At 62.2% G+C, this 13997-nt stretch carries 6 protein-coding genes and 2 pseudogenes; 4 read left to right on the top strand and 4 right to left on the bottom strand.

The window, feature by feature from the left end; all coding sequences use genetic code 11:
- Positions 1-199: 199 nt before the first annotated feature.
- The 3 genes from ACDH77_RS12235 to ACDH77_RS12225 all read left to right on the top strand — a co-directional run bounded on the left by ACDH77_RS12235 (position 200) and on the right by ACDH77_RS12225 (position 8424).
- Complete coding sequence (locus ACDH77_RS12235) at positions 200-2515, top strand: DPP IV N-terminal domain-containing protein (RefSeq protein WP_372353473.1); 2316 nt, start codon at positions 200-202, stop codon at positions 2513-2515.
- Between the two features lie 491 nt (positions 2516-3006).
- A complete protein-coding gene (locus tag ACDH77_RS12230; RefSeq protein ID WP_122272659.1) occupies positions 3007-5901 on the top strand; it encodes a TonB-dependent receptor domain-containing protein in 2895 nt (964 codons plus the stop codon).
- A gap of 147 nt (positions 5902-6048) precedes the next feature.
- Complete coding sequence (locus ACDH77_RS12225; RefSeq protein WP_372353472.1) at positions 6049-8424, top strand: beta-L-arabinofuranosidase domain-containing protein; 2376 nt, start codon at positions 6049-6051, stop codon at positions 8422-8424.
- Between the two features lie 274 nt (positions 8425-8698).
- On the opposite strand, the gene ACDH77_RS12220 is transcribed toward ACDH77_RS12225, so the two are convergent.
- The 4 genes and pseudogenes from ACDH77_RS12220 to ACDH77_RS12205 all read right to left on the bottom strand — a co-directional run.
- Positions 8699-9801, bottom strand: a protein-coding gene (locus tag ACDH77_RS12220) for an IS3 family transposase (protein WP_094030629.1) whose coding sequence is annotated in 2 segments (ribosomal slippage) — positions 8699-9543 and positions 9543-9801 — 1104 coding nt in all. Because the reading frame shifts where the segments join, the coding sequence is not laid out codon by codon here.
- A gap of 48 nt (positions 9802-9849) precedes the next feature.
- Positions 9850-10254, bottom strand: a pseudogene (locus tag ACDH77_RS12215) (SymE family type I addiction module toxin).
- 561 nt (positions 10255-10815) lie between these two features.
- Positions 10816-11190 (bottom strand): hypothetical protein, encoded by a 375-nt coding sequence (locus tag ACDH77_RS12210; protein ID WP_127171639.1) that lies wholly within the window; start codon positions 11188-11190, stop codon positions 10816-10818.
- Positions 11183-12718, bottom strand: a pseudogene (locus tag ACDH77_RS12205) (RHS repeat domain-containing protein); the annotation flags it as partial. The gene ACDH77_RS12210 and the pseudogene ACDH77_RS12205, both read right to left, overlap by 8 nt.
- A gap of 160 nt (positions 12719-12878) precedes the next feature.
- Here ACDH77_RS12205 and ACDH77_RS12200 point away from each other — a divergent pair.
- Positions 12879-13987, top strand: a protein-coding gene (locus ACDH77_RS12200; protein WP_087944180.1) for an IS3-like element ISXca2 family transposase whose coding sequence is annotated in 2 segments (ribosomal slippage) — positions 12879-13131 and positions 13131-13987 — 1110 coding nt in all. Because the reading frame shifts where the segments join, the coding sequence is not laid out codon by codon here.
- The last annotated feature ends 10 nt before the right edge of the window (positions 13988-13997 follow it).

Genomic DNA, 13997 nt, shown 5'->3' with positions numbered 1-13997 from the left:
CTGACGTGAATGACCACGCATGGCCAGGAGATGTGGCGCACGTGTGCAGCCGTCGCGTCTGCTCTACCCGACGGCCTGCCGCACCGTCCCTGGTGTGTGTCTGCGCAGCGATTGCAGTCAGCGGCCCAGCCATCGTCCATCAACGCCACGCTGTCTTCTCGAACCTTCGGTGAGGTCACAGGTGCCACACATCCCTTCCATGCGCTTACGCACCATCGCAATCTGGTGCGTGTCTCTCGCACTGGCGCACATCGTGCCGGTGACTGCGGCGCCACTCTCCGCTCCCACGCCGGCGCAGTACACGCAGGCAATGGGCTTGTCCGATCACTACGCCTCGCTGGTGGACCGGCGGCCTACGGCGCCGGTGTGGGTGGATGCCGGGCATTTTCTCTATCGGCGTGGAGTGGCGCGCAGCGAGCAGCTGCCGGCGATCGAATACCGCCTGGTGGAGGCGGCCAGTGGCCGCAACACACTGGCCTTCGATCACGCGCGGTTGGCCGCAGCATTGACGCGGGCCGGTGCCAAGGCGGTCGACGCAGCGCGACTGCAGCTTGACGAGCCCACCCTGGAACGGCAGCGCCTGAGTTTCCAGTTGGCGAAACTGGGCTGGCAATGCGACCTGCTGGGCTATCGCTGCGCGCACCTGCCCGAACGCGACCTGCCGGCCGAATCGATGGACATGCGCCTGCCGCTCAAGCAGGGCGAACGCCAGGCCAGGACGTCGCCGGATGGCCGCTGGCGTGCCTGGGTGGAGCAGGGCAATCTGGTCATTGCGCCGGTTGGCAGTCACGAGCGCAGCGTGCTCAGCCACGACGGCAGCACGGATGACTACTACGCACTCGACAGCGTGGTGTGGTCGCCGGATTCGCAACATCTGGCGGCATATCGGGTCAAGGCACCGCCGCCGCGCATGGTCTATTACATCGAGTCGGCGCCCACCGATCAGGTGCAGCCGAAGTTGCATCAGCAGGTCTACCCCAAGCCAGGCGATGCGTTGCCGGTGATGCAGCCGGTCTTGTTCGATCTTGCCACGCACGCAGCGCATCCGGTGGCGATGACCTTGCTGCCCAATGCCTTCACCTTGAGCGAAATGGTCTGGTGGAAGGACAGTCGCGGTTTCACCTTCGAATACAACGCACGCGGTCACCAGCTGTACCGGGTGATCGAGGTGGATGCACGCACAGCCGCCGCGCGCACGCTGATCGAAGAGACATCGCCCACCTTCATCGAATACTCCGAGCTCAGTGGCGAGCATGAGAACGGCGGCAAGCACGCACGCCAGGATCTGGACGATGGCGCGCAGATCGTGTGGGCATCCGAGCGCGATGGCTGGGAGCATCTGTATCTGTACGACGGCCACAACGGCGAGGTGATTCGCCAGGTCACCCGTGGCGACTGGGTGGTGCGCAAGCTCGATCGCATCGACCAAGCAGCGGGGCAGGTGTATTTCACCGCCTCGGGTATGCAGCCCGGCGAGGACCCGTACTATCGCCATGCCTATCGCATCGGGCTGGATGGCCGCGGGCTTACCGCATTGACGCCGCTGGCTGCCGATCATGAGGTGCGCTATTCGCCGGATGGAACCTGGCTACTGGATCTTTACTCGCGCGTGGATCTGGGCCCGGTGCTGGAGTTGCGGCGCAGCGCAGATGGCAGCCTGGCACGCACGGTGGAGCGCACCGACCTGACCCGCCTGCTGGCGTCAGGGTGGCAGGCGCCACTGCCGTTTCACACCACCGGGCGCGACGGCAGGACCGAGATCTGGGGCGTCATCCATCGCCCGCAGCAGCTCGATCCGCAGCAGCGCTACCGGGTCGTCGAAGACATCTATGCCGGACCGCAGGGCTCGTTCGTTCCCAAGAGCTTTACCACCGCCACACCATCGCTCACCGGGATGGGGTTTGCGGTAGCGTCCATCGATGGCATGGGCACCAACAACCGCTCGCGCGCCTTCCACGATGTGGCCTGGCGCAACCTCAAGGACGCCGGGTTGCCGGATCGTATCGCCTGGCACAAGGCAGCCGCGGCGCACTACCCGTGGTACGACATCGGCGGCGGTGTCGGTGTGTACGGCACCTCGGCAGGCGGGCAGAACGCGTTGGGGGCGCTGCTGTTTCATCCGGAGTTCTATGTGGCGGGTGTGGCCAATTCCGGCTGCCATGACAACCGCATGGACAAGATCTGGTGGAACGAACAGTGGATGGGCTGGCCGGTCGGCCCGTGGTACGCCGCATCGTCGAATGTGGAGAACGCCGCGCGCCTGCAGGGGCATCTGTTGCTGGTCACCGGCGACATGGACATGAATGTCGACCCGGCCAGTACCTTCCAGGTGGCCGACCGCCTGATCAAGGCCGGCAAGGATTTCGATCTGCTGGTCGTGCCGGGCGGCGATCACGGTGCCGGTGGCGACTACGGCAGGCGCCGCCTGCTGGATTTCTTCCTGCGCTGGATGCAGCAGGCACCAACGCCGGAGTGGAATCGCAACGTCGCAGCGCCGGCCGCATCGGTGCGGTGATGCGCGCGCTGCCGGTCGCGTGCAGCGAGTTGACGTGCGCGGCACATCGGGCCCAATGCCCCCGTCCGCGCATCGATCGTTGTCAGCTTCATCTGCACTCCCATCGCCGCAAGCGGTGCCAATGCGTGCGGGCTCGAGCGCGCTCATGCCGCCACACGTGATCGTTCAGTTGCGAACCATGCTGTTTTCCGCATGCGCGTTCGCCAAATGCGACAAGACGTGGCGTCTGCGCACAGGCACATTGTGACCAGCTGATGAAAACTGGAGCGCATAAGCGCATCCAGTGAGGAATGCACCACCTTTCCGGTAACACGCGTTGCTGCGCGACTGTTCGGTCGCCTGCGTCGCACGTTGTCTGCGCCTCTGCAACACGACCGTGCCAGCGGTTTGTTGCAGCGTACGTCTGCCATCTACGTCGCCCTGCGCCGCTGTACGCCGGCACGGGCAGGTATTGCCCACGGTTTGTCTTTCGTCACACTCAGGAGCCTTGCATGCCGATGTTGCCGTTGCCTCTGACTCGCACGACCAGCGCCACCACGCGGCCGTTGCCGAGCATGCTCACCACCGCGCTGCTGCTGGTGCTGTCGGCAGGTGCGGTTGCGCCGGTGGCTGCGCAGCAAGCTGCCGGTGGCGATGCGACGCAGACGCTGGACAGCGTGGTGGTCACCGGCTCGCGTTTGCGCCGGGTGGATACCGAGACCGCCAATCCTGTGGTTACCGTCAGCCAGGAGCAGATCGCTGCCACCGGCAAGGCGACCGTGGGCGATCTGTTGCAGGAACTGCCGTCCATCGCCGGCAATGCGACCAATCCGTATACCAACAACGGCGGCGGCACCGGCGCCTCGGCGATCTCGCTGCGCGGCTTGGGCGACAAGCGCACGCTGGTGCTGGTCAATGGCATCCGCCTGGCTTACAACGACGTCAATGCCATTCCTTCCAGCATGATCGAACGCATCGAGGTGCTTAGCGATGGCGCCTCTGCGGTGTACGGCTCCGATGCGATTGGCGGTGTGGTCAACTTCATCCTGCGTTCGCGCTTCGATGGCGTGCAGTTCAGCAGCGACTTCGGCACCAGCAGCGAGGGCGACGGCAACCGCCGCAACTTCACCTTGACCGCCGGCAAGACCTGGGAGCGCGGCAGCCTGATCGGCGGCCTGTCGTATCACAACATCGATGCCGTCTCGGCAGCGGCGCGCGATTACTCCAAGGACGCGCTCGCGCTGACCAATGGTCAACCGGTGAAGCAGGGCTCCTCGGCCACGCCCACCGGCACGGTGAACTTCAACGATGGCTCGGATCAATCGCAGCTGCTCGCACAATCCAATGGTTGCGGGCGCGTCACCCTCAACAGCGGCGTCAGCGGGCGGGCGAGTCCTGGCGATTTCCACTGTTATAACGCTGCTGCAGATTCCTACAACTACCAGCCGTTCAACCTGTTGCAGACCCCGCAAAAACGCACGAATGCCTTCCTGCTGGGCACGTATCGCTTCAGCGACAGCGTCGAGGGCTACGTCAATACCTGGTTCAGTAAAACCGAATCGGCCTCGATCATTGCGCCGATTCCGATCTTTTCCAACGGCGACAACATCCTGGTCTCGGCGCAGAGTTACTACAACCCGTTCGGCGTCAATTTCGGCACCGATCGCACCACCGGCACCTCCTACAACGACCTCAATACGCGCGCCACCGTGTTGGGCAACCGCCGCTACCAATACAACACCTACAACTTCCAGATCAGCCCGGGTCTGCGCGGCCGTTTCGGCGACAGCTCCTGGCAGTGGGATGCCACGTTCAATTACGGCAAGGTCAAGCAGAAGTCGATCAACAACGGCTTTCTCGACTATGCCGCGTTCAATCAGGCCATCGGTCCCTCGTTTCTGGATAGCGATGGCGTGGTCAAGTGCGGCAGCGCGGGTGCAGCGATTGCCGGCTGTACGCCGTTGAATTTCTTCAACCTCAACGACAGCGCCAACCTGGCCACGTTGCAGGGCATGGTGGTCAACCCCATTGTCACCAGCGTGTACACGGTCAAGCAATTCGAAGCCAATGCCAACGGCACATTGTTCGAGTTGCCGGCGGGCGAGGCCAGTCTGGCGGCTGGCATTTCGTACCGCAAGGAACGCTCCACCACCGCCTCGGACCCGCTCTGGACCGGCGATGAAAATGGCCTGTGCGGCGTGATCGAATTCTGTTCGTCCAGCTTGAGCGGCAGTTTCGATGTCAAGGAGGCCTATGCCGAAGCGCTGTTCCCGCTGCTCAAGGATCTGCCCGGCATCAATGCATTGAACATCACCGTGGGCACGCGCTTTTCCGACTACAGCTCGGTGGGCAGCAAGACCAATAGCAAGCTGTCGCTGGAATACCGCCCCGTCGAAAACCTGTTGTTGCGCGGCACCGTCTCGCAAGTGTTTCGCGCACCCAACATCAACGAGCTGTATGCCGGCGTGGCCGGCGACGCGGCCACCGTCAACGACCCGTGCAACGGCTACACCGGCGGCAACACGGTGGCCTGCGCCAATGTGCCCACCGATGGCAGCTACCAGCAATCGGACGGGCAGGTGTCGGGCAAGGTCTCCGGCGCGGCAGTCGCCGGCTACCAGCTCAAGCCGGAAACCGGTAAGTCCTACGACGTCGGATTTGTGTACGACCCGCAGTGGATCGACGGCCTGTCGCTGAGTGCGGACTGGTGGCGCATCGATCTGGAAGACACCATCACCACGGTGTCGGCGCAGACGGTGCTGAATCAATGCTTCGCCAACTCGGCCAGCGCGTTCTGCGCGTTGATCCATCGCAACGGCAACGGCACCATCAATTACATCGCCGAGCCCACCGTCAATCTGGGCAAACTGTGGGCCAAGGGCATGGACTTCAACCTGACCTACCGCTTGCCTGCCATGGCATGGGGCAATGTCACCGCCGGCCTCAACGGCACCTATCTCACCCGTTACGACGTGTTGCCCGACACCACCGACCCCAGCTCGGTCACCATCCACAACGTGGGCCGCTACACCCAGGCCTACGGCAACTTCCCACGCTGGCGCGCACTGGGCACGGTCAGCTGGGCATTGGATGACTGGAGCGCCACCTGGCGCATCCGTTATGTGGGGCATACCGCCATCGGCAACTCGGATCCGGACCAGAGCCTGTCGGCCGATTCCAGCGAACCGACCGTGGTGCGCAATATCGGTGCCTACGTCTACAACAACCTGCAGCTTGGCTATAACGTTGAGCCGTGGCATACGCGCTTTGAGGTCGGCGTGGACAACATCGCCAACAAGCAGCCGCCGCTGTACTACGCCAACAATGTGGGCAATGCGAACACCGATGTGGCCACCTACGATCTGCTCGGCCGCTTTTATTGGGCACGCGCGACGGTGAAGTTCTGAGTGCGCGGTTGTCTCGCTGCGCTGCGTGGCCGGGTGCGATCGGTTGTGCAAATGCCACGTCACCGCAAGCGTTGCCAGGGCAGTTGCGATCGCATTGTTGCGACCACGCGCGCGAGCATGCGCGCTCTCAGGAGCTAAGCTGATCCCATGACGGAAGCACACCTAGGCGAATCGACCTGCAACCACACGCCGTCGTTGTCGCGGCGGCGCTTTCTGGCCTGGAGCAGCCTGGCGGTAGCTGCCGGCTTCCTGAGGTTCCCGGCCCAGGCCAGCGCTGCACAACCGGGCAGCGTGCGCGCGGTGCCGCTTGCCCAGGTCAGGCTCACGCCATCGCTGTTCCTGGATGCGCTGCACACCAACCGGCGCTATCTGATGCGGCTGCAGCCGGACCGCTTGCTGCACAACTTCGTGCTGTATGCCGGCCTCGACCCGAAGGCGCCAGCGTATGGCGGTTGGGAGGCGGACACCATCGCCGGGCATACGCTCGGCCACTACCTCAGTGCGCTGGCGCTCATGCACGCGCAAACCGGCGATGCGCAGTGCCGCACACGCGCCGGGTATCTGGTCGGCGAACTGGCGCGCTGCCAGGCGCATGCCGGCGATGGCTACGTGGCCGGCTTCACGCGCAAGAACGCAGCCGGGCAGATCGAAAGCGGGCGCGCGGTCTTGGACGAGCTCAAACGCGGCAAGATCGACCCGGCGCCGTTCTATCTCAACGGCAGCTGGGCACCGCTGTACACGTGGCACAAATTGTTCGCCGGCCTGCTCGACGTGCATGCGCATTGCGATAACGCGCAAGCGCTGCAGGTGGCGGTGAGCTTGGCTGGATACCTGCAAGGCATCTTCTCCGCGCTAGACGAGGCGCAATTGCAAAAAGTGCTGTCGTGCGAATTCGGCGGCCTCAACGAATCGTTCGTCGAACTGCATGTGCGAACCAATGATGCGCAATGGTTGGCGCTGGCGCAGCGCCTGCATCACCACGCCGTGCTCGACCCGTTGGTCGCCCAGCGCGACGAGCTGGCCCACCAGCATTCCAATACCAATATCCCCAAACTGATCGGCCTGGCGCGCGAGTACGAAGTCACCGGCGATGCCGCATCCGGTGCCGCAGCGCGCTTCTTCTGGCACACCGTCACCGACCACCACACCTATGTGATCGGTGGCAATGGCGATCGCGAATATTTCCAGCAGCCGGACAGCATTTCAAAGTTCCTCACCGAGCAGACCTGCGAGCATTGCGCCAGCTACAACATGCTCAAGCTCACCCGTCACCTGTATCAGTGGGGCCCGCAGGCTGAGTTGTTCGACTACTACGAGCGCACCTTGCTCAATCACGTGATGGCGCAGCAGCACCCACGCACCGGCATGTTTACGTATATGACGCCGTTGCTGGCCGGCGAAGCGCGTGGCTGGTCGTCGCCGTTCGACGATTTCTGGTGCTGCGTTGGTAGCGGCATGGAAGCGCACGCGCAATTTGGCGATTCCATCTACTGGCAGGACGGGCAGGGCGTCTTCGTCAATTTATATGTGCCCTCCACGGTGCGCGATGCCGCCGGCCTGGACATGACCTTGCACAGCGCCTTGCCGGAGCAGGGCAGCGCCTCGCTGCGCATCGATGCTGCGCCGGCCGAGCAACGCACGCTCGCACTGCGCGTGCCAGGTTGGGCGCAACAGCCGCGCCTGCAACTCAATGGTCAGCCTGTCGATACCGCCGCCAGCGATGGCTATCTGCGCATCACGCGCGTCTGGCAGCGCGGCGACACCCTGAGCCTGGCGTTCGACATGCCGCTGCGCCTGGAAGCGACCCCGGACGATCCCGCCTGGGTCTCGGTGCTGCGCGGGCCGCTGGTGCTTGCCGTGGATCTGGGCGATGCCGCCAAGCCCTGGTCGGGCAAGACCCCGGCATTGATCGGGGGGCAGGACATCCTGCAACGCCTGCAGCCGGTGCCGGGCAAGACAGCCTTCGTCTACAACGATGGCGTGCAGCAGTGGCAGTTGTCCCCGTTCTACGCCCAGTTCGACCGCCGCAGCGCGGTCTACCTGGAACACCGCGACGCCGCCGCATGGCAGCAACGCCAGACCGAACTGGCGGCAGAAGCGGCGGCGCAACACGCACTCGACACCCTAGCGCTCGATCGCATCGCGCTAGGCGATGAAGCCTCCGAAAAGGCGCATGCACTGCAGGGGGAAAATTCCAACCCGCTCAGCTACCGCCGCCGGCCCGGCCGCGACGTGCGTACTGGCGGCTTCATGGCCTTCACCCTGCGCAATACCGCCCAGGCCCGCATCCTGCGCCTGCGCTACTGGGGCGACGAAACCCGCCGCCGCTTCCGCCTCCTCGCCGACGGCGAACTCATCGCCAACGAACGCCTCGACGGCAACCGCGGCCTGGATTTCGTCGATGTGGACTACGCATTGCCAGCAACGGTCGCCGGTCGCGACACCCTGCAGATTCGCATCGAACCGGAGACCGGTTATTCGGCAGGGCCTGCATTTGGGTGTTGGGTGCTGGCGTCGGCGTGAGCGCTGCAGCTAGCGCATCTTGAAAGTATGACGAAGTGCTCGCGCGACCTCTGCAGAGCGCATGGCACCAAAGAGCGAAGAAACCGCGCCCGCACCTACGCGTAAGAACTCAAGCATGCACCATCAAGCCCCTCTCCCGGCGGGAGAGGGGTGGGGGTGAGGATACGGCGGCGAAGCCCCCTGTGCGGTTTCAGCAGTGCAGAAAGGCCGCATTACTCACTCGCGAGCTAATCCTCCGCCACCGACGCCCCCCCGCTCTGAGTAGCGGCCGGGTTTAGAGTCCGGGGTTGATGATATCGGTGTTGGCCAGCTGTTGGGCATACGCAGATGGCGTCATGCCGCCAATGGCCTTCTTGGGTCGCTCCTCGTTGTATTCGCGTCGCCAGCGTTCGATCTCGGTACGCGCATGCAGCAGGGTTGGGAACCAGTGCTCGTTGAGGCATTCGTCGCGCAGCCGGCCATTGAACGATTCGACGTAGGCGTTCTGGTTTGGCTTGCCAGGCTGGATCAGCCGTAACTGCACGCCACGCGCATGTGCCCAGGCCACCATCGCTTTGCCGCAAAACTCCTTGCCGTTATCTGTGCGGATCACCTGTGGCAAGCCGCGACTGTGCGCCAGCCGATCCAGCACGCGTGTCACGCCATGGCCCGAGATTGCGCGCTCCACCTCGATGGCGATCGCTTCGTGGGTTGCATCGTCCACGATCACCAGACACTTGATCACTCGGCCTTCGGCGCTGCGGTCGAACACGAAATCCATCGACCACACCTGATTGGCCTGCGATGGCCGCAGCAGCGGCTGACGCTCTCCTATCAGCACCTTTTTGCGCTTGCGGCGCCGGACCTGCAGCTGCTGCTCGCGGTACAACCGCTCCACACGCTTGTAGTTCACGATGCGTCCTTCCTGTCGTAATTTGAGATAGATCATCCCCACACCATAACGGCGATGGCGATGCGCCAACGCACAGATGCGTTCGCGCAGTTCGACGTTGCGATCTTCGCGCGGGCAATATCGCAGCGCACTGGCGCTCATGCCGATCACTGCCAACGCACGACGCTCGCTGGCACCACGCCCGATCCACTCGCGCACCAGCATGCGACGCGCCGGTGCGCTCACCACTTTTTTCGCAGTGCATCCTTGATCAGGTCGTTCTCGAACAGCTGCTCGGCCAGCAACTTCTTCAGCCGCGCGTTCTCGGACTCAAGGTCCTTGAGCCGCTTGGCATCGGGCACGCTCATCCCGCCGAACTTGCTGCGCCACAGATAATAGGAAGCCTCGCTGAAGCCATGCCGCCGGCACAGGTCCTTGATCGCCACACCGGCATCAGCTTCGCGCAGGAAGCCGATGATCTGTTCTTCAGAAAAACGCTTCTTCACGTCCAATCTCCTCGAGTTAGGGAATTGGACTCCAAACTGAGGTGCTACTCAAAATCGGGGGGGCGTCGCCACCGTCACCACCAGTTCGCCATTACGCGCAGTGATCCGCAGCTTGCAGCCAACCGCAAACCCCAACCGTTCCAGTCACAGCCCGCGCAAACGCACACTGGGGATGCGCTGGCTGTGCGGCCTGCCCGGCTCCGCATCGTAGAATGCATAGCCCACCGTGCAGCGCGTGGGTGTGCGGGGTTTGCGAGGCCGCCTCGGCGGAATATCATCCGGATGCACTGCGGTCCGGTGGTCGAAGGCGAGGTGGTCCACATCGAGCGTGGGCGAGGGCGCCAGCCGCATGGGCGGCGCGTCTGTTGCCGGTTTGGCCACTCGCTTGGCTATAGTGGTGCGATTGGCGTTCGGCTTGGAACGATTCGCGGTTGGTGATTGCGCTCGGCTCATAGCCTCACCTCCACCAGCATCACGGAGCGACGAAGTACACCAATCTCCATTATCGATACATCTGCCATAACAACGCCTCCTTCGAAGAACAGGCACCGTCGCCGGCCGGCGACGGGATGTCGGGAGGTTAGAAACCGCTAGTAGTCGGCGGGCGTATTCCTCCCGAAGGAGTGTTGTATTAGCCGCCCTCCCGACGCAGGCATCGCGTCGGCTTGCACCTGCGAACAGGCACAAAAAACCCACCGGTTTCACGGAGGTGGGTACCGCTACTAGAGGAGTTTCTACGCTCCTTGAGGTAGAGGTTGCTACTGGTTGCTTGGGATGTCAACTGTGCAAAATGAGTGGAGTAGGATCAGATGAAAAGTAAGCTTTGTCGTACCAGCGGCCAGGGCAAATATCCTGATCGTGCGATCCGTTGCGATTTTTATCCGCAAAAGAGCTCCTGAAGGTTCTCAAGTTCAGCTCACTGCGCGCAACCGCTAACAGTGTGGCCGGCTACGGATATGGATATGGATATGGATATGGATATGGATTTTTCAGGCCTCCGTACTGTCCTTTATTTCATTTTGACTGGGCGTCGCAGCTGCTGAAATCAGCTTTAGGTCTTTCGCTCCAGTTGTGGCCAGTTACAGTACTAAAGCAGAGGTGGTAGCAGCCTCCGCCTACCTTATGTCCATCGGGACTGGATTGGCACGTGATCAGACAATCGGCAGAAGGGGTGCACTCTTTCTTGAGTAAGTTAATTTCACACTTCTCAATGTCGGAGAGTTGTCTTCTGGCAATGGCCTGGCAATTATGAAATTTTCCAAGATCGCCATAATCGCTGCCCGCGCTAATTTGCGTGGGCGGTTCGATGTCGCCTCGCCCACACGCCGTTGTTAGCATGGATATGCTGCCCGTAAAAAAGATAAGCAGGTATTTGAAAATATTATTCAAAGGCAGATCCGCAGCCAAAGCATTTTTGCTGCAAGTATCTAGCGACGCCCTCGTAGTTTTGCTGAAGGCTAAGCGAAAGTGGGCTGCCAAGTACCAAGTGCACAGCCTCATGGGCGATGACCGAGGCCATTGAGCAGCATCCTGCTCCTGAGAAGATGGCATTGCCGATGCCGATAGCATTTGGGTCCAAATTTGGATTTGCATAACCGCAGGTTCCGACAGAGTTGTCACGATAGATGGTGGCGAACATCACTTTGGAGATTACCTCCGCCTTCTGCGACTCGGTTATTTTGTAAGGGTTGCCCGGATCGCAATCTTCTACATTGCACCTTTGCAGCTTTGCAATCGCCTCGGCCCGGGCAAGCTCCTTGTGATTTTCGAATCTATAGCCAGGTCCTGGGGTTCCCAGTAAGCCGTTCCGATCCAGAGAGTTGATCGGATTGGCCGCTACGTAGCTATATGTGCTTGTCCCGCCTTTCAATCCAATCGGATCACTCTGTCCATACCGACCGGTAGCCGCTTCGTAGTCCCGGAAGTAGTTCTGATTCAACCCACTCGCCGCATCGAAGCGCTGCCCCGGAAACCGCATATCCAACACCAGCGCAGCCCCATCGCCATCCGGATCCTGATTCGGCGCGGTGTTGCCGAAGGCTTCGCCCTTCAGGCTCCACGTCCACACTGCGACATCGCGGGTGGGGTCGATCACCACGCGCGGGCTGCCCAGGTGATCGGGTTCGATGTAGTGCAGTTTGCTTGCGTTGGCCAGCAGACCGACTGGTAGGTCATCTAGCCAGATCGCCTGTTGTTTGGGCGCGCCGTTGCTGTCGTAGTCGCCCAGCCAGTGGCCGGCTTCATCGTAGAGCGTGTAGGTGTTGGTGGTGCCGAGGAAGCGGCGCACCTGCTCGCCACGGCCGTTGTAGCGGTAGTTCATGGTCACCGCGCCGGCGCGGCGGGCCTGGGTCATGCGGCCGGTGGTGTCGTAGGTGTATTGGCGTGCGGTGCCACCGATGGCGGTGGTGTTGCCGGTGGCATCGTATGTACGTGCCACGCCGGCCACTGCGCTCAGGCGATGGCTGTCGGCCGGGTAGGTGTAGGCCTGCGTGGCCGTGCCGACCTTGGCGCTGAGGCGGTTGCCGGTGGCATCAACGCTGTAGCCGTCGATCAGGGTGCCGGTGCGGCCGTCCTTGAGGCCGGTCAGGCGGCCCAGCGCGTCGTAGCCCAGGCCGATCTCCGGCGCGGGATTGCCTGCGGGCGTCAGCGCGGTGAGGTTGCCGGCCGGGTCGAAGCCAAACCCGACGTCCAGCCCACCCGGGCGGGTGTCCTGGATGGCCTGCGGGCGGTAGTCCAGATCGTAGCGGCGGGCGAGGATGCGGCCATTGCCGTAGGTCCAACCGGCAGCGGGGCCGAACGGGTAGTAGGTCGCATTGCCCAGCATTAGCTGACGGCTGCCGCCGGCAGGGATCACGTCGACCTTTGTGATCTGGCCCTGGGCGTTGTGCACGTAATCGACGAGGGCCCTGTCCGGAAAGAACTTATTCATACCCCTTAAAGCTTATGATTTCCGAGTTCTTTTTGCTTAGCGTGTATTCTCCGCCGCCACCTATAATTCCTAAGTGTCGACTCCCCGTAAACTTGATCCAGCCATAACTAGAGGTCTCCGGGCACACTAGCCATCAAGGAGACCACCAATGCGCAAGAGCAAGTTCACCGATAGCCAGATCGTCGCCACGCTGAAGCAGGTCGAGGGTGGCCGCCAAGTCAAGGATGTGTGTCGTGAGCTAGGGATTTCCGATGCGACGTACTACGTCTGGAAATCCAAGTACGGCGGCATGGAGGCCGCTGATGTGCAGCGCCTTCGCGACCTGGAGACCGAGCACAACAAGCTCAAACGCATGTACGCCGAGCTGGCGATGGAAAACCATGCATTGAAGGATGTCATCGCAAAAAAACTGTAGACCCGGCGCACAAGCGCCCGCTTCTGGCCTGGCTCATCGAGCAGCATGGCTGGAGCGAGCGCCGGGCCTGTTCGGTGGTTGGCGTGGCGCGCTCGACGATGCGCTATCAGCGTCGTCCCGATCGGGATGATGAGGTTATCGCGCTGTTGTCCGAGTTGGCCGAGCGTTTTCCTGAGCGTGGATTTGGAAAACTTTTTCAAATCATCCGCCGTCGCGGACATGTGTGGAACCACAAGAGGGTCTGGCGCGTGTATTGCCTGATGAAGCTCAATCAACGTCGTCGCAGCAGGCGCCGGGTACCGACGCGTCATCCACAGCCGCTGGCCTGCGGTGATCGACCCAATGCTGGATGGTCGATCGACTTCATGTCCGATGCGTTATGGGACGGTCGGCGTTTTCGCACGTTCAATGTCATCGACGATTTCAGTCGGGAAGCCTTGGCGATCGAAGTGGACCTGAATCTTCCGGCCGCCCGCGTCATCCGCACGTTGGAACGCATCGCAGCTTGGCGCGGCTATCCGAACAAGCTACGTTTGGACAACGGGCCGGAATTTGTCGCGCTGGCCTTGTCCGAGTGGGCCGAGCGTAAGGGCATCGCCTTGGACTTCATTGAACCGGGGCGTCCGATGCAGAACGGTTTTATCGAACGCTTCAACGGCAGCTACAGGCGCGGCGTGCTGGACATGCATCTCTTCCGCACGCTGAGCGAGGTCCGCGAACAGACCGAACACTGGCTTGCCGACTACAACCAACAGATCCCGCACGACAGCCTGGGCGGACTAACGCCCGCTGAGTTCCGTGATCAACATCAACCGCAGACCTCTAGTTTTAGCTGGCATTGAATTGCGGGGA

The organism is Xanthomonas axonopodis pv. maculifoliigardeniae (genome assembly GCF_041519315.1).
GTDB classification, from domain to species: domain Bacteria; phylum Pseudomonadota; class Gammaproteobacteria; order Xanthomonadales; family Xanthomonadaceae; genus Xanthomonas; species Xanthomonas euvesicatoria.
Note: the sequence above shows the minus strand (reverse complement) of the source record. Positions and strands in the feature narration are given on the sequence as shown.

Coding starts and splice junctions, on each gene's coding strand:
- ACDH77_RS12235 (WP_372353473.1), top strand. CDS start 200: ATGCGCTTACGCACCATCGCAATCTGGTGCGTGTCTCTCGCACTGGCG.
- ACDH77_RS12225 (WP_372353472.1), top strand. CDS start 6,049: ATGACGGAAGCACACCTAGGCGAATCGACCTGCAACCACACGCCGTCG.
- ACDH77_RS12230 (WP_122272659.1), top strand. CDS start 3,007: ATGCCGATGTTGCCGTTGCCTCTGACTCGCACGACCAGCGCCACCACG.